At 38.7% G+C, this 23,068-nt stretch carries 25 protein-coding genes and 1 rRNA gene; 10 read left to right on the top strand and 16 right to left on the bottom strand.

The features are described from left to right. Positions 1–124: ribosomal RNA gene (locus WAX78_RS12165) — 16S ribosomal RNA — on the bottom strand; the annotation flags it as partial. A gap of 324 nt (positions 125–448) precedes the next feature. Between WAX78_RS12165 and WAX78_RS12160 the strand changes: the two genes are divergently transcribed. Next, positions 449–1,135, top strand: coding sequence for an MgtC/SapB family protein (locus WAX78_RS12160; RefSeq protein ID WP_336482505.1), 687 nt, complete (start codon positions 449–451; stop codon positions 1,133–1,135). Positions 1,136–1,221: 86 nt separating this feature from the next. Beyond that, complete coding sequence (locus WAX78_RS12155) at positions 1,222–2,217, top strand: potassium channel family protein (RefSeq protein ID WP_336482504.1); 996 nt, start codon at positions 1,222–1,224, stop codon at positions 2,215–2,217. Here WAX78_RS12155 and WAX78_RS12150 read toward each other — a convergent pair. From WAX78_RS12150 to WAX78_RS12140, 3 genes are all read right to left on the bottom strand, one after another. After that, positions 2,207–2,617: a YugN-like family protein gene (locus tag WAX78_RS12150; protein WP_336482503.1), complete on the bottom strand. Its 411-nt coding sequence runs from the start codon at positions 2,615–2,617 to the stop codon at positions 2,207–2,209. The two genes, WAX78_RS12155 and WAX78_RS12150, sit on opposite strands and share 11 nt — an antisense overlap. 339 nt (positions 2,618–2,956) lie before the next feature. Beyond that, positions 2,957–4,309 carry a glucose-6-phosphate isomerase gene (locus tag WAX78_RS12145; RefSeq protein WP_336482502.1) on the bottom strand — a complete coding sequence of 451 codons (1,353 nt, stop codon included), beginning with the start codon at positions 4,307–4,309 and terminating at the stop codon, positions 2,957–2,959. Further along, on the bottom strand, positions 4,306–4,566 hold the full coding sequence (locus WAX78_RS12140; protein WP_336482501.1) for a hypothetical protein: 261 nt from the start codon (positions 4,564–4,566) through the stop codon (positions 4,306–4,308). Before WAX78_RS12140 ends, WAX78_RS12145 begins: the two co-directional genes overlap by 4 nt. Positions 4,567–4,589: 23 nt before the next feature. Between WAX78_RS12140 and WAX78_RS12135 the strand changes: the two genes are divergently transcribed. After that, the gene (locus WAX78_RS12135) at positions 4,590–4,823 is read left to right on the top strand and encodes a DUF378 domain-containing protein (RefSeq protein WP_230574769.1); all 234 of its coding nucleotides are present in this window, start codon (positions 4,590–4,592) and stop codon (positions 4,821–4,823) included. 222 nt (positions 4,824–5,045) lie between these two features. Here the strand turns inward: WAX78_RS12135 and yugI are convergent, their stop codons facing one another. The 3 genes from yugI to WAX78_RS12120 all read right to left on the bottom strand — a co-directional run bounded on the left by yugI (position 5,046) and on the right by WAX78_RS12120 (position 7,232). Continuing rightward, a complete protein-coding gene (gene yugI, locus WAX78_RS12130) occupies positions 5,046–5,390 on the bottom strand; it encodes a S1 domain-containing post-transcriptional regulator GSP13 (protein WP_098309219.1) in 345 nt (114 codons plus the stop codon). Between the two features lie 157 nt (positions 5,391–5,547). Next, positions 5,548–6,738 carry an aminotransferase gene (locus WAX78_RS12125; protein WP_336482500.1) on the bottom strand — a complete coding sequence of 397 codons (1,191 nt, stop codon included), beginning with the start codon at positions 6,736–6,738 and terminating at the stop codon, positions 5,548–5,550. Beyond that, a complete protein-coding gene (locus WAX78_RS12120; protein WP_336482499.1) occupies positions 6,735–7,232 on the bottom strand; it encodes an Lrp/AsnC family transcriptional regulator in 498 nt (165 codons plus the stop codon). The genes WAX78_RS12125 and WAX78_RS12120 overlap by 4 nt, the downstream gene beginning before the upstream one ends. 213 nt (positions 7,233–7,445) lie before the next feature. Here WAX78_RS12120 and WAX78_RS12115 point away from each other — a divergent pair, with 213 nt between their 5' ends. Then, on the top strand, positions 7,446–8,414 hold the full coding sequence (locus tag WAX78_RS12115) for a 2-hydroxyacid dehydrogenase (RefSeq protein ID WP_336482498.1): 969 nt from the start codon (positions 7,446–7,448) through the stop codon (positions 8,412–8,414). Positions 8,415–8,775: 361 nt separating this feature from the next. Beyond that, positions 8,776–9,615: an alpha/beta fold hydrolase gene (locus WAX78_RS12110; protein ID WP_336482497.1), complete on the top strand. Its 840-nt coding sequence runs from the start codon at positions 8,776–8,778 to the stop codon at positions 9,613–9,615. 198 nt (positions 9,616–9,813) lie between these two features. On the opposite strand, the gene WAX78_RS12105 is transcribed toward WAX78_RS12110, so the two are convergent. Beyond that, positions 9,814–10,065, bottom strand: a complete 252-nt coding sequence (locus WAX78_RS12105; RefSeq protein ID WP_336482496.1) for a DUF1871 family protein — start codon at positions 10,063–10,065, stop codon at positions 9,814–9,816. Positions 10,066–10,181: 116 nt separating this feature from the next. Here WAX78_RS12105 and WAX78_RS12100 point away from each other — a divergent pair, with 116 nt between their 5' ends. Further along, on the top strand, positions 10,182–11,360 hold the full coding sequence (locus WAX78_RS12100) for a MalY/PatB family protein (RefSeq protein ID WP_336482495.1): 1,179 nt from the start codon (positions 10,182–10,184) through the stop codon (positions 11,358–11,360). A gap of 171 nt (positions 11,361–11,531) precedes the next feature. Here WAX78_RS12100 and WAX78_RS12095 read toward each other — a convergent pair whose 3' ends face one another. The 6 genes from WAX78_RS12095 to WAX78_RS12070 form a co-directional block, all read right to left on the bottom strand. Next, positions 11,532–12,266 carry a DUF3995 domain-containing protein gene (locus WAX78_RS12095; protein WP_336482494.1) on the bottom strand — a complete coding sequence of 245 codons (735 nt, stop codon included), beginning with the start codon at positions 12,264–12,266 and terminating at the stop codon, positions 11,532–11,534. Continuing rightward, complete coding sequence (locus WAX78_RS12090; RefSeq protein WP_336482493.1) at positions 12,226–13,296, bottom strand: hypothetical protein; 1,071 nt, start codon at positions 13,294–13,296, stop codon at positions 12,226–12,228. The genes WAX78_RS12095 and WAX78_RS12090 overlap by 41 nt, the downstream gene beginning before the upstream one ends. 195 nt (positions 13,297–13,491) lie before the next feature. After that, complete coding sequence (locus WAX78_RS12085) at positions 13,492–14,844, bottom strand: HAMP domain-containing sensor histidine kinase (protein WP_336482492.1); 1,353 nt, start codon at positions 14,842–14,844, stop codon at positions 13,492–13,494. Then, on the bottom strand, positions 14,841–15,515 hold the full coding sequence (locus WAX78_RS12080) for a response regulator transcription factor (RefSeq protein ID WP_230574759.1): 675 nt from the start codon (positions 15,513–15,515) through the stop codon (positions 14,841–14,843). Before WAX78_RS12080 ends, WAX78_RS12085 begins: the two co-directional genes overlap by 4 nt. A gap of 618 nt (positions 15,516–16,133) precedes the next feature. Next, positions 16,134–16,691: a superoxide dismutase family protein gene (locus WAX78_RS12075; protein ID WP_336482491.1), complete on the bottom strand. Its 558-nt coding sequence runs from the start codon at positions 16,689–16,691 to the stop codon at positions 16,134–16,136. 188 nt (positions 16,692–16,879) lie between these two features. Further along, positions 16,880–17,056 carry a hypothetical protein gene (locus tag WAX78_RS12070; RefSeq protein ID WP_336482490.1) on the bottom strand — a complete coding sequence of 59 codons (177 nt, stop codon included), beginning with the start codon at positions 17,054–17,056 and terminating at the stop codon, positions 16,880–16,882. A gap of 126 nt (positions 17,057–17,182) precedes the next feature. Here WAX78_RS12070 and kapB point away from each other — a divergent pair, with 126 nt between their 5' ends. After that, a complete protein-coding gene (kapB, locus tag WAX78_RS12065) occupies positions 17,183–17,566 on the top strand; it encodes a kinase-associated lipoprotein KapB (protein ID WP_336482489.1) in 384 nt (127 codons plus the stop codon). A gap of 59 nt (positions 17,567–17,625) precedes the next feature. On the opposite strand, the gene kapD is transcribed toward kapB, so the two are convergent. Continuing rightward, positions 17,626–18,249 (bottom strand): 3'-5' exonuclease KapD, encoded by a 624-nt coding sequence (gene kapD / locus WAX78_RS12060; protein WP_336482488.1) that lies wholly within the window; start codon positions 18,247–18,249, stop codon positions 17,626–17,628. Positions 18,250–18,579: 330 nt separating this feature from the next. On the opposite strand from kapD, the gene WAX78_RS12055 reads away from it, so the two are divergent. Beyond that, on the top strand, positions 18,580–19,905 hold the full coding sequence (locus tag WAX78_RS12055; protein WP_336482487.1) for an ArsB/NhaD family transporter: 1,326 nt from the start codon (positions 18,580–18,582) through the stop codon (positions 19,903–19,905). Positions 19,906–19,964: 59 nt separating this feature from the next. On the opposite strand, the gene WAX78_RS12050 is transcribed toward WAX78_RS12055, so the two are convergent. Next, entirely contained in the window at positions 19,965–20,453 is a 489-nt protein-coding gene (locus WAX78_RS12050) for a hypothetical protein (RefSeq protein WP_336482486.1), read from the bottom strand. 143 nt (positions 20,454–20,596) lie between these two features. On the opposite strand from WAX78_RS12050, the gene WAX78_RS12045 reads away from it, so the two are divergent. Then, on the top strand, positions 20,597–21,280 hold the full coding sequence (locus WAX78_RS12045) for a DNA alkylation repair protein (protein WP_336482485.1): 684 nt from the start codon (positions 20,597–20,599) through the stop codon (positions 21,278–21,280). Between the two features lie 398 nt (positions 21,281–21,678). Next, the gene (locus WAX78_RS12040) at positions 21,679–23,055 is read left to right on the top strand and encodes a glycine--tRNA ligase (protein WP_336482484.1); all 1,377 of its coding nucleotides are present in this window, start codon (positions 21,679–21,681) and stop codon (positions 23,053–23,055) included. Positions 23,056–23,068 lie beyond the last annotated feature (13 nt).

Here is a 23,068-nt window from a genome sequence, read left to right as displayed (position 1 = left end):
TACGTGTTACTCACCCGTCCGCCGCTAACTTCTTAAGAGCAAGCTCTTAATCGGTTCGCTCGACTTGCATGTATTAGGCACGCCGCCAGCGTTCATCCTGAGCCAGGATCAAACTCTCCAATAAAGTGTTTGTCTAGCATCATAAATAAAAATTGACGTTTCACGTTGTTTGTTTCGTTCAGTTTTCAAAGAACTTGTCAGTCGCTCATTTGCGACTTCCTTATGTTAACATCTTTGTTTTTTGATGTCAACATTGTTTTTTATTTCTTTTTTCTTTCCGCTTTCTGCTTTCGTGCATCAGCGACGTTTATTAATATAGCATGTTGAAAATCGGAATGCAACACCCTTTTTAATTTTTTTTTATAAAAACTGTCCAACTTCCCTTCCTTGTACCATATACTTAAAATATAAACTTGTCTGTTACCACAATTTACAGGGAGGGATACAGATGGAACACTTTGATTTATTACTTAAGTTAGGCCTCTCTGCCGTTTTAGGATTTGCGATTGGTTTAGAACGGGAATTAAAACGGAAACCACTAGGTCTCAAAACTTGCTTAGTTATTTCTATTATTAGTTGTTTACTTACTATCGTCTCAATTGAGGCTGCTTATAACTTACCAAGCTCAACCTCAAACAGAATCGGCATGGATCCTCTCCGCTTAGCAGCTCAAGTTGTATCAGGAATCGGGTTTTTGGGAGCCGGTGTTATTTTACGAAGAGGTAACGATAGCATCGCAGGCCTTACCACTGCCGCAATGATATGGGGAGCATCTGGAATTGGCATCGCAGTCGGAGCTGGTTTTTATTTAGAAGCAATCTTTGGTATGTGCTTTCTTATGGTTAGTGTAGAACTTATTCCTTTGGCAATGAGTATTCTAGGACCAAAGTCCCTTCGTCAACGCGAGATTGCTGTAAAACTCGTTGTGAATAGTATGGAAAGCATCCCTACAGTTATCGAAGACATCAAAAAAATGGATATAAAAGTTAAAAACATGAAACTCAAAACGTTAGAAAATGAGGCTCATTTTCTCCAAATGAAAATATCTGTTGATCAAAAAATGCATACAGCTGATGTGTACTATGCCATTCAGCACCTTGAAAGTGTACGACAAGCAGAAGTGGAAAGCATGTGAAGACTCCCTCATTCCTATGAGGGGGTTTTTCTTCTTTTTATAATGGTAACACTATAATCATATTGATTTGGGAGGAGCTGCAGACATTGAATGTAAGAAGTAGTATTTTAGACACATTTCGCAACTCTATCATTTTACGATTAGTCACCTTAATTGGTTTATTCATTCTCTTCTTTGGATTTCTTATATACAAATTAGAACCCGTTCACTTTCAAACATGGTTTGATGGTATATGGTGGGCACTTGTTACGACATTCACTGTTGGATACGGCGATTACGTTCCTCATAGTGTACAAGGAAGAATCCTCGCAATTATTCTCATTTTGTTAGGAACTGGATTCGGTTCTTATTATATGGTCTCATTTGCTACAGAAATGATTAGTAAACAATATATGAAAATAAAAGGTGAAGAGGCTGCCTCTTGTCATAAACATATGATTGTTGTCGGTTGGAACGAACGTGTGAAGCATGTAGTAAGTCAACTGCGCGTATTACAACCAAACCTTGATATTGTTCTTATAGATGAGACACTTCCTCTACTCCCGAAGTCATTCCATCATTTACAATTTATTAAAGGTTGTCCTCATCATGATCATATTTTACTCAAAGCAAACATTCGTACTGCACATACTATTTTGATTACAGCTGACAAAGAAAAAAGCGAGAGCTCTGCTGATACGCAATCTATTTTAACCATTTTAACAGCGAAAGGATTAAACCCAAATATTTATTGTATCGTCGAAATGTTAACTTCCGACCAAATCCATAACGCCAAACGAGCAGGCGCAACAGAAATTATTGAAGGAAATAAATTAACAAGTTATGTGTTTGCCGCTTCTTTATTATTTCCTTCGATTTCAGAAGTGCTGTTTACAATTTACAATGAAATTACTGCAAATAAATTACAACTCCTGCATATTCCCGAGCAATATGAGGGTGAAACATTCGAATATTGTAACTGTGCTTTATTAAAACAAAATATACTCTTACTTGGCCTACAACGTGATGGACACTATCATATAAATCCTAACCATTCATTTACTCTGAAAAAAAATGATTTACTGATTGTAATTAAACATTAAGCAAGTATCCTTCTAATTCCCGAACTAAAGCTTTTCCAATATCAATATATTTTGCTTGAATATCTCCATCTGAATCTTTTGGTTCTGCAAACTGATCAAAAGACCCTATCCCTGCTGTAAATGTATTCACTTCATCATCTAGTTCATCTTGATACACATGCGACAGAAGGTACGGTGTATCAAGACGAACGATAACTCCATTTACATCGAGCTCTCCTTCAACGGCTGTAAACGGTAATCGTAAAAATTGATACCCTTCCTCTTCATCTATTTTATAATCGAAACACCCTTTCTCATAATCCCAATTCCCGCCGATTGTATAGCCGAGCGGCTTTAATATTTCTTCTAACTGGAAAAGAGCGAATGTTTGTCCTTCTAACTTTGAATGAATCCCAATCAAATGTATCATCCTTTCTAAATTTTTTTTAGCATACCCATTTCGCGCTCCATATATTGGCGCTTCGACATAATATAAAGACCCTTCGGTAATATTCGAAACGCACATAAAAAAAAGCTGTTGGGATCATCCCAACAGCTTTTTTTATTGTCTAGCTCCAGCGGCTAGAATGGTCGGTGGCTTCGCGCCTTCCTACGAGAAAGTAAAAAACACTTTCTGTGCGAAAGAACCTTAGCCGACAAGCCTAAACAGTCGGCTCCGCTTTTCTACTATCCAGCTTCAATGGCTAGAACGGTCGGTGGCTTCGCTTCTTCCATTCTGAACGAGCCATTTCCGCTTTCCCTATTTCAAACGTTCTTCTAGTTCTGCTTTTAGTTCTTCGAATCCTGGTTTTCCAAGTAGAGCAAACATGTTTTTCTTGTATGCTTCTACGCCTGGTTGGTCAAATGGATTTACGCCTAATAAGTAGCCGCTCATCGCACATGCCTTTTCAAAGAAGTATACAAGATAACCGAATGTATACTCATTTAGTTCAGGAATATTAACGATTAAGTTTGGTACACCGCCATCGCTATGTGCAAGTAATGTTCCTTCGTATGCTTTTGTATTAACGAAGTCCACTGTTTCACCAGCAAGGTAGTTTAATCCATCTAAATCGTTCTCATCTAATTCAATTTTTAGTTCGTGTGTAGGTTTTCCTACTTTTAGAACTGTTTCAAATAAATCACGGCGTCCTTCTTGAATGTATTGACCTAAAGAATGCAGGTCAGTTGAGAAGTTTGCAGAAGATGGGAAAATACCTTTTTGATCTTTTCCTTCACTCTCACCAAATAATTGTTTCCACCATTCAGCAAAATATTGAAGTGCTGGTTCGTAGTTAACAAGCATTTCAATTGTTTTACCTTTATTGTATAGAGCATTGCGTACAGCTGCATATTGATAAGCTGGATTTTCTTCAAGCTCTGATTTCGCAAAATCATCACGAGCTACAGCTGCTCCTTGCATCATTTCTTCAATATTTAAACCACTTACAGCAATCGGTAATAGACCAACTGGTGTTAACACAGAGAAACGGCCACCAACATCATCTGGAATCACGAATGTTTCGTATCCTTCTCCGTCAGCTAATGTTTTTAAAGCTCCGCGCGCTTTATCTGTTGTTGCATAAATGCGTTTACGTGCTTCTTCTTTTCCATATTTCTCTTCTAATAGCTTACGGAAAATACGGAACGCAATTGCAGGCTCTGTTGTTGTACCTGATTTGGAAATAACGTTAATAGAGAAGTCCTTACCTTCTAATACATCCATTAAATCCTTCATATAAGTAGAGCTAATGTTTTGTCCAACAAATAGCACTTGTGGAGTTTTACGTTGTTCTTTAGACAGTGTATTGTAGAAAGAATGGTTTAACATTTCAATTGCTGCTCGTGCGCCTAAGTAAGAACCACCAATCCCAATAACCAGTAAAATTTCAGAGTCATTTTTAATTTTCTCAGCGCATTTTTGAATGCGAGCAAATTCCTCTTTATCGTATGCAAGCGGAAGTTCTACCCAACCTAAGAAGTCGTTTCCTGCTCCTGTTTTTTCATGAATTGCATGGTGTGATACTTTTACTGCATCACGTAAATATGTTAGTTCTTGTTCACTGATGAACGATAACGCCTTTGAATAGTCAAACGTTACATGTGTGCTCATCTTTTTCCCTCCAATACAATATGGATATGTATTTCTGTCTTCACTTTAGCGAAACCACAGTTGTAAATCAAGCGAACTACAAATTGTAAGCGTAGCCAATTTATTTTTTTTACAAAATCGTCATAACTTCCGTTTTTCGGTATAGACAAGTATACAATAAGAAATTTTAATTTTTTTGGTATAAGAACAACAAAAGGTATCCATTCTATAAAGGAAGCTTCATTAAAACGAGCAAATGTATCTCGTTTTTGCTTCATCATTTAAGGAGGGACTGCTTAAAATGAGTACATTACAACGCATTGCCTTAGTATTTACGATTATCGGCGCAGTAAACTGGGGACTCATTGGCTTCTTTCAATTCGATTTAGTAGCAGCTATCTTTGGAGGGCAAGATACAGCACTTGCTCGAATTATCTACGGTATTGTAGGTATTTCAGGCTTAATTAACCTTGGTTTATTATTTAAACCTTCTGAAGAGCTTGGAACACACCCAGAAGCACGTGAAGTACGATAAATCTAATAGCATTCTAAAATGATATTATAAAACATGCATCTCCACTTGTTTTCAAACAAGTGGAGATCTATGATGCTTTACTAACTTCCGACATACGGACGTTTTTTTATACTGATTAAAATGCAGGAAAAGAAACGTTTGATTATTTTATATCATAATCTATAACATTCACCGACTACTTGGTGAACAAGAAATAAAAGCAGGGAGCTATGCTCCCTGCTTTTATTTTGTGATTTGAGATTCTTCAATCCACTCTGTTAACTTTTCTCGCAATGTGTTAAATCCATTTGCAGACGGATTCGGTATACGCACCTTTCCTTGTTTACGTTTGGCAGCCTTCAATGATAAACTCATTTTCCCGTTCTCTCTATTAACCGAAAGCACCTTTACTTCTACCTCATCCCCGACTTTTAAAAAATCATGAATATCTTTCACATATCCATTTGTAATTTCAGATATATGCACAAGACCTTGCGTTTCTTCATCTAATGCAACGAATGCACCGTAATCTTGAATTCCTGTCACTTTTCCCTTCACAACCACTCCTGTTGTGTATTTGTCTGACATAAGAAACACTCCCATATTTTTTACCTTTTGTATTAGTAAATTATACCACTTACTAGCATTTCATTCAAAAGTCATGAAAAATTTTTCCTTAGTATGTATAAATCTTCAAATATCGGGATAAAATACTAACACATGGCTTTCTAGTATTCCCCCCCTTTTATGGACAAAACGTATTATGTTTTGTCCTTTTTTCGTTCTCTATAAACCGTTTCATACGTTTCATCGCTTCCATAAGTTGTTCAAGTGATGTTGCATATGAACAGCGAATAAATCCTTCACCACTCTCCCCAAACACACTTCCAGGTACAACAGCGACTTTTTCCGCTAATAATAATCGTTCGGCAAATTCCATCGAAGATAATCCCGTTGAACGAATCGAAGGAAATACATAGAATGCTCCGCCTGGCATATGGCAATCTAATCCCATTTCATTAAATGAAGTAGTCATAAAGTTTCGGCGTTGTTTATAGCTCTCACGCATTCGAACAACTTCTTGTTCTCCAGAGCGAAGTGCTTCTAATGCTGCAAATTGCGACATCGTCGGCGCACACATCATAGAATATTGATGAATCTTTAACATCAATTCCATAAAATATTGAGGGGCTGCAATTAAACCTAGGCGCCAGCCTGTCATTGCAAACCCTTTCGAAAAACCAGAGATTAAAATTGTATGATCGCGCATATGCTTCACACTCGCAAAGCTTGTATATGTCTCATCATAGACAAGCTCTGCATAAATCTCATCGGATAGTACGATTAAATTGTATTTTTCTATAATGACCGCAAGTTTTTCTAGCTCTTCTTTATTTAAGAGCGTTCCTGTCGGATTGTTTGGCGAACATAATAAAATCGCTTTTGTTTTCGTTGTAATTGCAGCTTCAATCTGCTCCGGCTGTACTTTAAATTCGTCAGTTGGAGATGTTGAAACAGGTACAGGTACTCCGCCAGCTAGCGTAACAAGCGGTGCATATGATACAAAACTCGGTTCAATAATAATAACTTCATCACCAGGATTTACAATTGCACGCATCGCAACATCCAACGCCTGGCTTGCTCCAACCGTTACAATAATTTCTTCTTTCGGGTCATAAGATACTGCAAATTGTTTTTCTAAATATTTCGCAATTTCTTCGCGAAGCTCTAATAATCCAGCATTCGCCGTATATGCCGTATATCCTTCTTCTAATGAACGAATGCAAGCTTGTCTTACATTCCAAGGCGTTACAAAGTCAGGCTCTCCAACACCTAATGAAATAACTCCTTTCATGCCGGCCGCTAAATCAAAGAACTTACGAATACCGGACGGTTGTAAAGATTGTGCAACTTTCGATAATTCAAATTTACTCATGGTGTCACCACAATTCGCTTATCATCATCTTTGTTTTCATATATAATTCCATCATGTTTATACTTTTTCAAAATAAAATGCGTTGTCGTCGATACGACAGATTCAATTGTTGCTAACTTTTCCGCTACAAATGTCGCAACTTCAGCCATCCCTCTTCCTTCTACAGTAATAGAAAGGTCATATGTACCTGACATTAAATAAACTGACTTCACCTCTGGGTATCGGTAAATTTGCTCCGCTACTGCGTCAAATCCAACGCCATGCTTCGGTGTAACTTTAACATCAATCATTGCTGTTAAACCTGTATGCTCTTTTACCTTTGTCCAATCAATTAGCGTAACATAATCTACAATCACTTTTTCTTGTTCCAATTTTCCAAGGATCGCTATCACTTCTTCTACATCTATGTTTAACATTTTGGCTAATGTTTCTTCAGATAATCGGCTATTCTTTTCAAGACAAGCTAACAATTCTAATTCTTTTTCTGTCATCATATTCGTCCTTCCCTTTTTGTGTATTTTCTAAATTATACAGACTGCTTTTCCTATTTGAAAAGAAGATTTTTTCAGAGAATTATGTAACAATAAAGTGAAACTTCTATTAGTGGGGGTTTTTCTTTATTCCCGACTGATGGAAGACACGCCCAATCAGTCTCTTACTGTCCAAAAGTAGTGAGTAACGGGATAATATAGAAAGGGGATAAAAGCATGAAACAAAGAGTATACATTGCAGAACAAGTTCCTGCCTTTGTTGAAGAATACATAGCTGAACATTATGAATATGAAGCATGGAATGAAAGCGGAAAAATTCCACGCCATGTACTATTAGAAAAAGTAAAAGATATACATGGACTATTAAATTTCGGGGCAATCATTGATGAAGAATTACTCCAAGCAGCTCCGCAGTTGAAGGTAGTGAGCAATATTGCTGTCGGCTATGACAACTTCGCTATCGAAGCTATGAAAAAAAGAAACATAATCGGAACAAATACACCATACGTGTTAGATGATACGGTCGCTGATCTTGTATTTGCATTAATGCTATCTGCCTCTCGTCGCGTTTGCGAACTTGATCGTTACGTGAAATCTGGGGAATGGAATGCAGAAATTAGTAAAGAGCATTTCGGCTTAGACGTTCATCATCAAACGATCGGAATCATCGGCATGGGGCGCATCGGAGAAGTTGTTGCGAAACGTGCGAAATTCGGATTTGATATGGACGTTTTGTACTACAATCGAAGCCGTAAAGAAAAAGCGGAACGAGAGCTCGGTGCAACATATTGTGAATTAGAAACGTTACTGCAAAAAGCAGATTTTATCGTTCTACTTACACCACTAACAGAAGAAACGTATCATTTAATTGGGGAAAAAGAATTTGATCTTATGAAAGAAACAGCTGTTTTTATTAATGCATCCCGCGGGAAAACAGTAGATGAAGCGGCATTAATTGAAGCGTTGCAGCAAAAGAAAATTTTTGCGGCAGGTATTGATACATTTACACAAGAACCAATTGAAAAAGATAACCCGTTGTTATCTCTGCAAAATGTCGTTACGCTCCCTCACATCGGTTCCGCAACATTAAAAACGAGACAAACGATGGCAATGACAGCAGCAAAGAACTTAGTAGCTGGATTACAAGGGAATACACCTCCAAATCTCGTCAATGAACTGAAATAATCAATAAAGTGAAACTTCCTTTTGGAGTGCCCTTCTCCAAAAGGTTAGTTGAACCAATCGGGCGCATGCCAGCAGTTATCCCCCACCTCCCTTCTTCGATTCTCTCTCAATTTTGAGGTGGGGGTCTTACTACACGCAAATAGCGGGATAAAGAGACAAGGCCATGTCACAATGGTTTTGTCTTTTTTATATACTTTATATACAACAAAATTTCCTTCGAGGACGCTCTTCTCCAGAAGGTTACCCCTCACTAATTGGGACCTTACAGTTGGTTTGCTTTTTCTCCTGTTTTCACTTCCTCCATGGGATAATTTCTCCTGAAAAGGAGATGATATGAACAAAAAACGACGGAGTGATGAAGATGGAAAAAGAAGTTCACCTCCCCCACTTCACCTTTTCTACAAGAGGAATTACGGTTCATTATGAGCTCTATCAGTCTTTCATCGAAGAAGAAAAACCAACATTTGTCTTAATTCACGGTTTTCTCTCTTCAACCTTTAGCTATCGGCGTCTCATCCCACTGCTCGCTCAGCAAGGGAACGTGATTGCTCTAGATTTACCGCCATTTGGAAAAAGTGATAAATCGTATCATTTCACATATTCCTATCAAAACCTGGCAACAATTGTTATTGAACTCATAGAACATTTACAGACAAAAAACGTTATTTTAGTAGGACATTCGATGGGCGGACAAATTGCGTTATATGTAAGTAAATTACGGCCTGATTTAATCCAAAAAACAGTTCTTTTATGCAGCTCAAGCTATTTATCACGAGCAAAATTACCGCTTATTTATACTTCTTATTTACCGTTCTTCCACTTATACGTAAAAAATTGGATTATAAGACGCGGGATCATTCACAATTTGATGAATGTCGTACATGACCACTCATTAATCGATGACGAAATGATGCAGGGCTATGCAGCACCTTTTTATGATAATCGCATCTTTCCTGCTTTAACACGAATGCTTCGTGACCGCGAAGGCGATTTAACATCAAAAGAACTACAAACAATTAAGATCCCTACTTTGCTCATTTGGGGAGAAAAAGATCGTGTTGTTCCTATTAATGTTGGGCACCGATTGCACAATGATCTGCAGCATTCACACTTTATCTCTTATAAAGACACAGGACATTTATTACCAGAAGAAAAACCGGAACACGTATATGAAGAGATTATGACCTTCTTAGCAAATTGAACACACGTGATACATGTCTGCAGTAACTATCTTCTTTGATTTCTTAGAACTTTGAGGTGGAAGCCTTATCGCTAAAGAGGAGCGAAATAAGAAAGAGACCGATATCCAAAAGTCCAGCTTCAATGAACTTTTGGATGTCAGCCTCTTTCTCCCGCTACTAACCTTTTGGAGAAGAACGCTCCAAAAGGAAGTTTCACCTTATAACGTACAGCTTCCGCCATCTTTTAATAATAACAATTGTTCTGCTAACCATTGACACTTTTCAATAGGCAATGTTTTTTCAAATGATAGCACATAAATGTGCTGTATTTTCTTTGCGATATATTTCGCATCATCAAATGTACTTACAATATAGACAATGTCACTTGCTTCTGTTTCATAAAATTCCGGTCCCATTTGAAACGGATCCCAATTCTTCACAAAGTCTATCATCTTCTCATATGCCCCCATACATTTCCCGCCTTTTTCTTATTTTCCACTTTTCTTTATCGTATCATATCAGCTATGCTAGAAGAAACAGAGGAACATTCAGTATTTTCAATCTACTATTGAAAGGAGTAATAAATATGGGGAACTTTAACGAAATGATAAATCGCCGCGGGACAGACTCCGTTAAATGGGATACACATAAAAACGAGGAACTTCTTCATGCCTGGATTGCAGACATGGACTTCCCTGTTCCCTCACCAATTCAAGACGCCTTAAAAAATCGTTTACAACACCCTATTTTCGGTTATAACACTTCAAGTGAACAAGTAAAAGAAGCAGTTTGTCATTGGGTAAAAACACAATACAATTGGGTCATTGAAAAAGAATGGCTTGTCTTTAGCGCCGGCATCGTCCCTGCGCTTAGTGTTTCTGTACAAGCTTTTACTGAAAAGCAAGATTCAGTGCTTGTACAGCCGCCTGTATATCCACCATTTTTCGAAATGGTAAAAACGAATGGGCGCCAAGTGCTGACCAATCCACTACGCCTAGAAAACGGTATTTACCAAATGGATTTTGAACAGTTAGAGAAACAATTTCAGCAAGGTGTAAAACTGATGTTTCTGTGCAGTCCACATAATCCGATTGGCCGTGTCTGGACAGTGGAAGAGTTAACAAAACTTGGTACGCTCTGCGAAATATATGATGTAACCGTCATCGCAGACGAAATTCATGCCGATATTATCTTCAATGGGCGTAAACATATACCACTTGCCTCTTTATCAGCAAACTTAGCAGAGCGAACTGTTACATGCATCGCTCCAAGTAAAACGTTTAATATCGCTGGACTGCAAGCATCGGTTATTATTATTCCAAATGAACAGCTGCGAGATGCCTTTACCGCTGTGCAGCATCGCCAAGGCTTTCATGGCTTAAGCACATTTGCTTATACAGCAATGCAAAGCGCATACACAGAATGCAACGAATGGCTAACAGAGCTATTACCTTATATAGAAGAAAATGCACGATTTGCATGTGATTTCATTAAACAGCATATTCCGAAACTATCCGTCATTCAGCCAGATGGTACGTTCTTACTTTGGATTGATTGTTCCAAACTTGGACTGACTCAAAATGAACGAATGGAATTATTAGAGAAAAAAGGAAAAATCATTGTAGAGCCAGGAGAAAAGTTTGGTGCTGGCGGTGAGCAACATATTCGTTTAAATATCGGTTGTCCACGCCCTGTATTAGAAGATGCGCTCCGTCGCTTACAATGCGCATTTGCCTGTACTTCCAAGGAAAAGCTATCTATGTGACTTAAGCTTGATTATTATACACTCCAATATTCTTTGATTGAACTACCCCCACCCACCGCTTTGCGCTTGAGATGGGGGTCTTCTCGCCAGATATGATAAAAATCCGCTGTTGCGCCAAACCAGAATCTGTATGGTGATAGATTCATATAAGATTCGACGCAGTAGCGGTAATTAAAATTTTCCGAAGTCAAAAATTATAGCGAACACAAAAAACGCAGTAAGGAGAAAAACCAAACTCAAATAAATTAACGTACAGCGTCTGAATGCAGAAAGTGGAACACCAGAAGCTTGCGCATAATGTGAAGCAGTCAAACCAGCCAAAATACCCATAATGACAAACCACGGTTCGTAAAACAAGAGATCCCATATAGCTAAGCTATCGACATCGACTACAGCAAAGGCAGGGAAGTTCATTGTAATGACACCTGCCAAAAGCATAGCTTTTGTAATCATGCCACTGACTCCATGAGCAATTAAAAAGGCAGTTCCGATAAGAGTAGGGATTAATAAAATAAGACGATGGACCTTTCTGCCTCCAATCAACGGCACCCATTTTGGAATGACCTTTCCCCATGGTTTGATAAGTGTAAGCAAGGCAAATCCACATAACATGATGATGACACCAGCGATGTAACTTGCCATGTAAAATGATTTAGGGTCATTAAGTTGGTCCGAAAAGCCTATATTCCCCCCTGCCGCTTCATAAAATCGAACAAAAACTGCATACATAAATGCCAATAGGCAACCAACGTAAGCAGGCCATACCGCTTTCTTTGTAAAGCGTTCAAAAGAATTCAATTTTTGCATCGAAGATTCCCCATTATTCATTAGTTTGCTCATATTTATGCACCTCTCTTTTCCGGTTTCAATTTTGATTACCTCTTCCGCAATGAGTACATTTACCACGTCGGCGATAATAGTAAGCAATGGCAGCAAGACCAAGTGCTACTCCCCACGGCACCCAGAAAATCATAGGTCCAATCGTTCCCCATATCTGACTGAGAAGGAGGGTATCGGCTGGCATAAAGTGAAATATCACAGCAAAAAAATTAAAGGTAAAGACAAATCCGGCCGCAGTTACAGCAATGGCTATAATAGAAGCTGGGACTACAGCGAGCATGATCGGAACTCTTTTACCGCCAATGAACGGGAACCAATCGGGGAATATTTCACCCCATTTTTGAATCAAACCAAGTGTAAGAATTCCTCCACCTACGCAAATAGACCCAAATACCCATTCTGTTATCTGTGCCATAGAATTAACTTTTGAGAAATCGTGAAAGAACTGCGGATCCACCCCTAAAGGGATATTAAGTGCCCAAGCAAAACGTGTCAGGGCATAAGGAATAGGCGCAAGAGCCGCGATAATGGTTAGCCATTTCCCCCAGCGTACCAATAAAAATGTGTTTCCGTTCTCTGTCCGTCCGCAATATTCACAAGCATCACGGGTCCTACGTTGGTATGCAACAGCAGTCAAGATCCAAAGCATAGCACCTATAATACAAATAATCTGATTGAGCATAATCCAGTTAAAAGCAAACTTAAATAAAAAGGCATAAGCCATAACTGCGATTAGGCTAATATCAGGAATAAAAAGGAGCAGGGCAGCGGCAAAACACCAAGCAAAAGCAAGTATTAGCCACCGACGCAGAACACCTCTCCATGTTTTTTGCATAGCTATGCCAATCACTGTTCCTAATAAACAAAGAATAACAAAAATAAGGCCACAAGCTTTGGATGGAAGATACGTAACCATTGCCGCAAACAAATCCATTTCACCACGTTTGAAGGGATACCCCGCCCCTCCAAGTAACCAGTAGAGCTGTACAACGCCGTAAAGCAGTGACCATCCCGCGGCTCCATATCCAATCCATAAGGGCCATCGTGTAAAGCCTTTCCCAATCTTTCCTTCAATTATCGGCGATGAAGTTTCCATTGAAATTCTCCTCTTTTCTTTACTATTTTAAATACCTACGAAACCAACCGAATGGGGTATTGGCACTTATTTATGTTTCAAAATTTAACCCCACCATTATTCTAATCAGTGAAGATTAAAATGATGGTGGGGTCTAGTTTAAATTTCGTTTAACTTTTGCCGGGCGAGCTAATGCATGCACAGTGCTTATTTCGTTTACAGTCCAACTTTTTCATATAGATAAATGCGAGTTCCGTTCGTCGAGCTTGTTATTTTCCATTCAAGATTCATTTCTTGGAGCATCAATGAAACAATTGATAAGCCGATCCCTGCTCCTTTTTCACTGGAGATGCTATCCATTCCAGGTCCTTTGTCCTCAATAACAATAGCAGTCCTTCCATCTAACTCTTCCAAACTTACACCAACATACCGTCCGGCTTTTGCGTGTCTAACAACGTTCTGGAATAGATTATCTAATATACGGGTAAACCAGTGCGGATCGATATTCCACATTAAAGCTTTTTCTGACAAACGAACTTCTACTTCAAATCCTTCCTTTTCAAACACAGGAAACCACCCTGCAGCGGAAGTCCGCGTTAATCGGATAACATCTGTCTCCTTCTGTTGCAAAGTATATTTCCCCGCCGATAATAACGTGTAGGAAAGAAGGTTTTCGAGCAATTGGCTAAGAGCATCTACTTTTCTTTCAATTAAATGAAGCGATTCCCTCCCTTGAGGAGATAAAGTTTCCTTTTGCAATGAATAAGCATGTCCACGGATGGTGGTAAGTGGTGTCCGTAAATCGTGTGATATATTAGCAATCAATTGTTTACGAAGAACTTCCTCCTCCAGTTCACGTTTCCTACTATTTGTCAGCTCGTCAATCATATGATTGAATGCCGACCCTAGTTGCGCGATTTCGTCCTTTTTACGAACGAGAATTTTCTGAGGAATGCCGTTCTCATCGACTTCGGCCATTGCGGTTTGTAGTTGAACGAGTCGCCTGCGAATTTTCGAGAAAAATACCCAAGATGCAATTAGAAAAATTGCAAAGACAAGCACAGTATATACTAGCAAAAATTTATCATCGATGACGGACACACTGGGTGGTTGTGTATCGGAAAGAGGGACTTGAAAAACCATAAAGCCTTGGCTCTGGTCGTCGCCAATAAAAGCAATCATTGTGAACAGGCTATTATCAACATTTTTCTTCATAAACTTAGTGCTTTCCTGAAACGTCCATTGGTCAGGTATACTCTTTTTTTCGGGAAGCCTGAGCTGTGTTTTTCCTGCGGCATCAACCCAGAACATTGTCGCCATTGAATACCGTTCTTTTAACGAACGGAGTTGTTTATCCACTTGATCCGTGGGCGCACCGTCCAACTTTTTCGCCTCATCATTCCACATTTGTTCCAACTTTTTTGTATCTATATACTTGACCTTTTGTTGCATATCCTTGTCTAGTATATATTTCGGCAAGTAATAAACAGGTAAAGCAAACGGCCATAAAACGAGCGCAGTCGTAATAAGCAACAAATATCTAACTAACAGCGAATGGCGGAATTTCATTGTTTCACCCTGTATCCAATACCGCGAATTGTTTCAATTATTTGTGGTTGACTTGGCTCCTGCTCTATTTTTTCGCGTAAATGGCGGATATGTACCATTAAGGTTTTATCTCCTTCGATATATGGATTTCCCCATACAGCCTCATAAATTTGTTCTTTTGTTAAGATTTGGTTTGGATGACGGAGTAAATAGGTGAAAATTTGAAACTGCTTAGCCGTAAGTATGACATCATTATTCGATCTGGAATCCACAATGCGGTTCTCATTCAAATAAATGCGAAGATGTGATAGTACAATGAGCGGGGAGCATATCTTGTCAAACCGCCTGAGAAGCACTTCCACCCGTGCCGCGAGTTCATCGGGGTGAAAAGGCTTTGTCATATAATCATCTGCAAACTGCAGCCCCTGCAACTTATCATCAATCGATGATCTGGCGGATAGCATTAAAATAGGGGTTTTTGGAAATTCCTTTTTCAATCGCTGTCCAACTGAAAAACCATCCAATCCCGGAAGCATAATATCAAGAATGACTAGGTCGATTTCCGCCATATGTTCAATGGCACCTTCACCTGAAGTAATCCAAGTTACCTGATAGCCCCGTTCGAATAAATCTTCACATACCCAAGCACCAATTTCCTTATTGTCCTCAATATATAGAAGCTTCTTTTTCATGTAATCTCCTTTCTTTATCCTCCACCTATCTTCTGTAGAAAAGCGGAAGCGGCTCGCTCAGAATCGCAGGACGCCCGCGCCCAAGGCAGAGAGGCGCTTTTTGCCTCGTCCGAGGGGGCGAAACGACCGGAGATTCTAGCCGCTAGAGCTGGACAATGAAGAAATGCGGAAGTGGCTCGTTCAGAATGTGAAGGGGATGGAGCTTCTGACGTAGAGGTGTTTTTTACCTCGTAGGAAGAAGCGAAGCCACCGAACATTCTAGCCACTGGAGCTGGACAACGTTTCTCTCTGAATCTTGAAATGAAGGTCTTACCGCCCATAAATATAGGGATAAAATGGAAATATTATATATTAATAGGTTATATGAATACAAACTGAGGTATCAAGTAGTAAAACAAATATTTTCAGGTGATAAAGTGAAATTTCCATGTTCGTTCTTCGACGGCTGCTTGTCGTCGTGAAATTGTCCGCCGTTGCTTTAGCGGATGTCGCACGCAAATATGAGCTCTTTGTGCCCGCATCCAAGAACTTGTATCGATGATTTTAACATCAAAATATATAAAGGCTGCCGAGACTTTCACGGCAGCCTTTATACGTTCGGTTTTCCGAGTGTTTTCTTTACTTCCCTTTTTCCTTTTCCTTTTTTATATCCGAAGCTTTTTTCACAATTACACCACATGCAATTCGTTTCCCCGAATTTCCAGCCGGTTGTGTCATTCCGTCATCTGCATTTTCTGTAATAATAAGTGATGCACCGTCTTTTCTGTGCATCGTTGTTTTCCCTTCTTTTAAAGACACTTGCGGCGCAGTAATATCCGCTTTAATCTTTCCCTGACCATCTGCAATTACATTCGGTAAGTCTCCGTTTTCAGACCCTTTCGGATGCAATAATCCGTGCTTCTTTTTTTTCTCGACATTAAAATGATTTCCAGAAGAAATAAAGTCCGGTGCTTTGCATTCACCTATTTCATGAATATGTATTCCGTGTGCACCAGGCGTAAATCCTTCTGCTTTAATAGAAACCTTTACACCGCTTGTCTGTTGAGTGACCTTAGCCGTTCCAACTTTATCTCCAGAAGCATTGTAAAGCTTCACTTCTATTTCTGTCGGTTTCCCTTTCGCACATCCAGCAAAGAGAACAGCTGCGAAACATCCCAATACGAGTTGCTTTTTCATCCGTATTCCCTCCAAACTCATTCTGTTCTTATATTGTCCGAGCCTAGAAGGAAACATACAAAAGCAACTTATCCCGCTCTAACAGTCGGTAAGATGCTTAGCTACGAAGTAATGACAAACCGTCTGTAAGAACCCGATTGGTGATGGCTAACCTTTTGGAGAAAAGCACTCCAAAAGGAAGTTTCGCTTTACCGTTCTTCTCGTCCCATGATACGTTTTTCCATCTCTTGCAAATTCTTTGCTTCTCGTTCTGATGATTTAATAAACATACGCCACGTGGCAACTGCTCCGATAAGAAATAATACACATACAATAGCAGGTATAATATATTCTGTCTTGTCTTCTGGAAAGTATAAAGGCATCATAAATCTTCACTCCTTTGTTCATTCCTTTTATATAACCAATTATACAGAACTTTCAGTCAAAACAAAACTTCCTTCTCCTTTGACTCCTTCTCTTTCATTGCTTACTATGAGAAAGAGGTGAAAAACATGAATGAAACATTCCAAATCGGTGATGTCGTAACAGGCATTTACAAAACGGGTAAGTACATTGGCGAAATTACAAATGTTCGTCCACAGCATTATCTTGTAAAAGTGCTCGCAGTTGTAAAACATCCAACGCAAGGCGACCTACATAACGTAAAACAAGCTGACGTGCCCTTTTTCCATGAACGCCGCGCCTTAGCATTTCGTGAACAAACAAATATCCCGCAGCAAATGGTCAAGCACTATGAAGGTAAAGTGCCTGATTATAAAGAATCGCTTCAAAAAGCATTAACAGAACAAATGCGAAAATTACAAGAAGACGACTCTCCATTTGCAGAGCGAAGCTTACAAATGCTAGAACAATTAAAGCATGATTATCAATTGTAGGATTAGTAGCGCTAAACAAACAAAACAGCCAAATTACAATTATGATTGTAATTTGGCTGTTATTGTGCACTTACCTTTTTTAATACTTTCGAAAAGTCTACAAGTTCGCCAAGTGTTGGAGGAGCTGGTTTTACTAAGTATTGCTTATCTTTCTCAACAAGTTTAAAAATATTATATGTCGTCATCGCATCATCTAACGCACAGTGATGCTTACCTGTAGCAGCCTTTCCATACGCCTCAATAGCTTTCCATAATCCAGTTTGGTTGCGATCCCCAAAAAAACGCTTATACTCTAACGATAAATCACGGCACTGCCCCGCAAATGGATAAGCAATATTCGCTACTTCGCAATTATGTTTCAGCACTCTCATATCCATATTTCCCCACGTCACAACTGTTGTACTGCAACGTTTATCATAGTTTGCTAGCTTTTCAACAAGTGTTGCAAATGAAATCCCATCGTCCACTGCTTTTTGCTGAATTCCTAAAAACTTTTTGCACCGATCTGTTAACGTTGAAAAAGTTTCCGGTTTTACATAAGAAGAATACGTATCAACTACAACATGATTTACAACCGAGACAATTCCTACTTCAATAATTTCCGGGAAAAATCCTTTTGGCTTTTTTCGATTCTGAGGCATCGTGAACTCAAAATCTAAAAATAATAATTGTTGTTCATCCATACGATCCCTTCCTTATAAATTCTTCCATATTCATCCATTATATCACAACAAATAACCACGAACATGTTTACATGCATGAATCCTAATTGAGAAAGAGGAAGCGTCCATAAAAGCCCGATTGGTTCAATAAGATGTATCTTATATATATGTCAAATAGCAGCAAATATTTTCAAAAACAAGAAAATAGCTCAATTCATTTGTGCAGAAAATATGACAAAATAGATGCTTTCGTTTACATCTTACATTTTTCTACTTTATAATGGCTTTAATTGTGTTTATTACAGAGTTGTATCAAATAATAAGAATAACTACTGAGAGGAGATGGGATTTTTGCACGAAACAACACAAGAAATTGCAAACTGGCAATACTATTTTGCAATTGCTGTCTTTTTAGTTACATATGCCATCATCATTTCTGAAAAAATTAACCGTGCTGTCATCGCGCTACTTGGTGCAGCCTTAATGGTAATTGTAGGAGTTGTTGATTTACATAACGCTTTTACGAAGCATATTGAATGGGGAACGATTACCTTACTCATTGGTATGATGATTTTAGTTAACATTACGAGCAAATCAGGGGTCTTTCAATATGTTGCGATTAAATCAGCTAAGAAAGCGAAAGGAAATCCAATTCGTATTTTAATTATTCTTTCTTTACTGACTGCAGTTGGCTCCGCTTTTTTAGACAACGTAACAACGGTTCTTCTCGTTGTACCAGTTACACTCTCTATCACACGTATTTTACAAGTAAATCCTGTTCCGTATTTACTATCAGAAATTATTTTCTCAAATATCGGTGGAACAGCTACACTTATCGGTGACCCTCCAAATATTATGATTGGTTCTGCAAATAAACATTTAGATTTTAATACTTTCTTAGTGAACTTAGCTCCGATTGTAGTCATCATTATTGCAGTGACAGCAGTTATGCTGTATTTCATGTACAGAAAACAATTAATAGCTGATCCAATCCAAATTAAAAAGTTAATGAGCCTAGATGAAAAGCAGTACATTAAAGATCCAGTACTTATGAAAAAATCACTAACTGTACTGGGGCTTACAATCATCGGATTCATGACACATTCTATTTTTCACGTTGATGCAGCGATTATCGCCTTAACAGGGGCAACTGTATTAATGTTAATCGGTGTAAAAGAGCATGAAATTGAAGATGTATTTGCTAGTGTAGAATGGGTTACAATTTTCTTCTTTGCTGGTTTATTCGTACTTGTTGGCGGTCTTATCGATATTGGTTTAATTAAATCGTTAGCACAGCAAGTATTAAATATAACTGGCGGTGACATTTCCTTCGCTGCTGTACTTATTTTATGGGTATCTGGCATCGCTTCTGCAACGATTGATAATATCCCATTCGTTGCAACAATGATTCCGCTTATTAACGATATGGCAATTGGACTCGGCTTAACACCATCTGATGCACAGGTCGACGTACTCTGGTGGGCACTTGCACTTGGCGCTTGTTTAGGAGGAAACGGAACATTAATCGGGGCATCCGCAAACGTAATCGTTGCAGGCATTGCAAACCGCGAAGGACATAGCTTTAGCTATATGGAGTTCTTAAAGGTCGGCTTCCCAATTACAATTGTTTCATTAATCATTTCGAACATTTATATTTATTTACGTTACTTAATGTAAATAAATATGGAGCTGGATAAGAAAAACGGAAGGAAACCCCTTCCGTTTTTTTCTTATCCTCAATACCTCGGTTCATTATTCCGAATTACAAATAAGTGAATCGGAAGAAAAATAGAACATGTAATAACGTGTAGCACCGTATATAGTACTGCATTTGTTGTGTATCTTTCTAACAGTAAATATACGATATAAATCCCTAACACAATCAATAGAACTGAAGATATCGTATGCAAAAATGGAATCCATCCGATAATAAAGCAGGCAACATGCACACCAAATAACTTCCACCCGGATTGAGGCTGCATAAATTGCGGTAATTTCTTTCCAATTAAATCTCCCCATATTTTACAGTTTAAAAATGGAATAAACGCAAAGAAGGTATCTTCCAATCCATCAGCTTTTGCCATGTTATACAGCGCGAATGCTGTTAACAAATAAGCAGCTACAACCCAGACTAAAAAGATAATAACAAAAATAAGTCCTAACGCTAAAAAGCCGGCTATAATCCCATCATTCGCTGTCCCACTTATTACAACTTGGTCACCCATCTTAATACCCCCTTTTAACTCAGTTCCGTTCTTTTTCTATATATTCGTAACGGAAAGTATTAAGAAGCGGATAAAAAAATTTTTATCTTTTCCAAAAAACGTTACAATTAAATACAAAAATAAGAATAAGGAGGAGTGAACATATGCATCCTTTCACCGAAAGCTTACAAAAACATTTCGAAGCACACCGCAACCGCGAAAAAGCAGAATCAATGGAACGTTATATGAAAAATCATTTTCTATTTCTCGGCATTCAAACACCAGAGCGAAAACAGTTATTTCGTGAAGTACTACAAAACAATGAAGCACCAAAAGTAGCAGACCTTCCTGTCATTCTTTATGAACTATGGGCATTGCCAGAACGGGAATTCCAAATGCTCGCTTTAACTCTATTAGATAAATATCGCAAACATTTAAATGAAACGCATTTACCACTCTTAGAAGAACTCATTACTACAAAACCATGGTGGGATTCTGTGGATATGCTTGCAAGTCATTTTGTCGGCCTCATCTTGGCGGCACATCCACATTTAATCGAATCATATGTGCAAAAGTGGATGACTTCTAACAATATGTGGCTGCAACGAACATGCCTTTTATTCCAGCTTAAGTATAAAGAAAAAACGGATACGGAACTTCTCTTCTCTTTAATTGAACAACTCAGTCACTCTAAAGAATTTTTCATTCAAAAAGCAATTGGCTGGGTACTTCGTGAATACGCAAAAACAAATCCGCAAGCTGTATGGGAATTCGTACAAACACATCATCTTGCACCGCTTAGTAAACGGGAAAGTATTAAACATATTAAAGAAGTATTCGAGCAGTAAGTTTTGGGCTATACTACATAACAGACAGTGCATATACTACGCTAAACACGTCTCTCTATTGTGAATTAGAAAAGAACATGATAAAATATGGTCATCTATTTTTTAAATATGGTAGCGATGAAGGACAAATAAGTACTTGCAAAAACGAAGCGATTCAGGGATGGTGAAAGCCTGAAACTGCAAGGAAAAAGGCAGTCCCGAGCAATACAATATAAAGTGGACATACAATTTTGTGTGTCAACTAGGGTGGAACCGCGGGCAAACGCTCGTCCCTAGGCTAAATAAGCCTAGAGACGAGCGTTTTTTTATTGAAAAGCGGATCATCCCTAATTATCACTTCTACAAGTACTACTCTATCCTTCATCGCCAATACGTTACCTTTCAAGGAGGAATGGAAAATGGCTTCAATGGAACAAATCGTAAACTTAGCAAAACATCGTGGTTTTGTTTTCCCGGGTTCTGAAATTTACGGCGGTCTTGCAAATACTTGGGATTACGGTCCACTTGGTATCGAATTAAAAAACAACGTGAAAAAAGCTTGGTGGAAAAAATTCATTCAAGAATCTCCGTATAACGTAGGTTTAGACGCAGCAATTTTAATGAACCCAAAAACTTGGGTAGCATCTGGTCACGTTGGAAACTTCAACGATCCAATGATCGACTGTAAAAAATGTAAAGCGCGCCACCGTGCTGACAAATTAATTGAAGATGCCTTAGATGCAAAAGGTATCGAAATGATCGTTGACGGTCTTACTTTCGATCAAATGGCTGGATTAATGAAAGAACACGAAGTAAAATGCCCAGATTGCGGCAGCGAAGACTTCACAGAAATTCGTCAGTTCAACTTAATGTTTAAAACATTCCAAGGTGTTACTGAATCTAGCACAAACGAAATTTTCCTTCGTCCTGAAACAGCACAAGGTATTTTCGTAAACTTCAAAAACGTTCAACGCTCTATGCGTAAAAAGCTTCCATTTGGTATCGGCCAAATCGGTAAAAGCTTCCGTAATGAAATTACACCTGGTAACTTTACATTCCGTACGCGTGAGTTTGAACAAATGGAACTTGAATTCTTCTGCAAACCTGGCGACGATTTAGAATGGTTCACATTCTGGCGCAACACTTGTAAAAACTGGCTTCTTGCACTTGGTATGAACGAAGAAAGCATGCGTCTTCGCGACCACGGTGAAGAAGAATTATCTCATTACAGTAACGCAACAACTGATATCGAATTTAGATTCCCATTTGGCTGGGGCGAACTTTGGGGCATCGCGTCTCGTACGGACTTTGACTTAAACCGTCATATGGAGCATTCTACTGAAGACTTTAACTACGTAGACCCACAAACAAATGAGCGTTACGTGCCATACTGCATCGAGCCATCTCTTGGCGCAGACCGCGTAACATTAGCATTCTTATGTGATGCATACGAAGAAGAGCAATTAGAAAACGATTCTCGTACAGTTCTTCGTTTCCATCCAGCATTAGCACCATTTAAAGCAGCAATCCTGCCGCTTTCTAAAAAGCTATCTGAAGGTGCTGGGGAAGTATTCGCAGAACTTGCAAAAGACTTCATGGTGGACTTTGACGAAACAGGTTCTATCGGTAAACGTTACCGTCGTCAAGACGAAATCGGTACACCATTCTGTATCACTTATGACTTCGACTCTGTTGAAGACAAAGCAGTTACAGTACGTGACCGTGACACAATGGAACAAGTACGTATGCCAATTAGCGAATTAAAAGGCTTCTTAGAGAAGAAAATCCAGTTTTAATAAGAAAACGACT

Source organism: Bacillus yunxiaonensis, from assembly GCF_037104695.1.
GTDB classification, from domain to species: Bacteria; Bacillota; Bacilli; order Bacillales; family Bacillaceae_G; genus Bacillus_A; species Bacillus_A yunxiaonensis.
This window is presented reverse-complemented; position numbering and strand designations above follow the sequence as displayed.

What these genes read in the sequence shown, in the direction of transcription:
- WAX78_RS12090 (WP_336482493.1), bottom strand. Translation starts at nt 13,296, where the DNA reads ATGGAAACTTCATCGCCGATAATTGAAGGAAAGATTGGGAAAGGCTTT.
- kapB (WP_336482489.1), top strand. Translation starts at nt 17,183, where the DNA reads ATGAATGAAACATTCCAAATCGGTGATGTCGTAACAGGCATTTACAAA.
- WAX78_RS12115 (WP_336482498.1), top strand. Translation starts at nt 7,446, where the DNA reads ATGAAACAAAGAGTATACATTGCAGAACAAGTTCCTGCCTTTGTTGAA.
- WAX78_RS12135 (WP_230574769.1), top strand. Translation starts at nt 4,590, where the DNA reads ATGAGTACATTACAACGCATTGCCTTAGTATTTACGATTATCGGCGCA.
- WAX78_RS12040 (WP_336482484.1), top strand. Translation starts at nt 21,679, where the DNA reads ATGGCTTCAATGGAACAAATCGTAAACTTAGCAAAACATCGTGGTTTT.
- WAX78_RS12070 (WP_336482490.1), bottom strand. Translation starts at nt 17,056, where the DNA reads ATGATGCCTTTATACTTTCCAGAAGACAAGACAGAATATATTATACCT.
- WAX78_RS12045 (WP_336482485.1), top strand. Translation starts at nt 20,597, where the DNA reads ATGCATCCTTTCACCGAAAGCTTACAAAAACATTTCGAAGCACACCGC.
- WAX78_RS12160 (WP_336482505.1), top strand. Translation starts at nt 449, where the DNA reads ATGGAACACTTTGATTTATTACTTAAGTTAGGCCTCTCTGCCGTTTTA.
- WAX78_RS12140 (WP_336482501.1), bottom strand. Translation starts at nt 4,566, where the DNA reads ATGAAGCAAAAACGAGATACATTTGCTCGTTTTAATGAAGCTTCCTTT.
- WAX78_RS12105 (WP_336482496.1), bottom strand. Translation starts at nt 10,065, where the DNA reads ATGGGGGCATATGAGAAGATGATAGACTTTGTGAAGAATTGGGATCCG.
- WAX78_RS12100 (WP_336482495.1), top strand. Translation starts at nt 10,182, where the DNA reads ATGGGGAACTTTAACGAAATGATAAATCGCCGCGGGACAGACTCCGTT.
- WAX78_RS12050 (WP_336482486.1), bottom strand. Translation starts at nt 20,453, where the DNA reads ATGGGTGACCAAGTTGTAATAAGTGGGACAGCGAATGATGGGATTATA.
- WAX78_RS12075 (WP_336482491.1), bottom strand. Translation starts at nt 16,691, where the DNA reads ATGAAAAAGCAACTCGTATTGGGATGTTTCGCAGCTGTTCTCTTTGCT.
- yugI (WP_098309219.1), bottom strand. Translation starts at nt 5,390, where the DNA reads ATGTCAGACAAATACACAACAGGAGTGGTTGTGAAGGGAAAAGTGACA.
- WAX78_RS12085 (WP_336482492.1), bottom strand. Translation starts at nt 14,844, where the DNA reads ATGAAATTCCGCCATTCGCTGTTAGTTAGATATTTGTTGCTTATTACG.
- WAX78_RS12080 (WP_230574759.1), bottom strand. Translation starts at nt 15,515, where the DNA reads ATGAAAAAGAAGCTTCTATATATTGAGGACAATAAGGAAATTGGTGCT.
- WAX78_RS12125 (WP_336482500.1), bottom strand. Translation starts at nt 6,738, where the DNA reads ATGAGTAAATTTGAATTATCGAAAGTTGCACAATCTTTACAACCGTCC.
- WAX78_RS12120 (WP_336482499.1), bottom strand. Translation starts at nt 7,232, where the DNA reads ATGATGACAGAAAAAGAATTAGAATTGTTAGCTTGTCTTGAAAAGAAT.
- WAX78_RS12110 (WP_336482497.1), top strand. Translation starts at nt 8,776, where the DNA reads ATGGAAAAAGAAGTTCACCTCCCCCACTTCACCTTTTCTACAAGAGGA.
- kapD (WP_336482488.1), bottom strand. Translation starts at nt 18,249, where the DNA reads ATGGATGAACAACAATTATTATTTTTAGATTTTGAGTTCACGATGCCT.
- WAX78_RS12145 (WP_336482502.1), bottom strand. Translation starts at nt 4,309, where the DNA reads ATGAGCACACATGTAACGTTTGACTATTCAAAGGCGTTATCGTTCATC.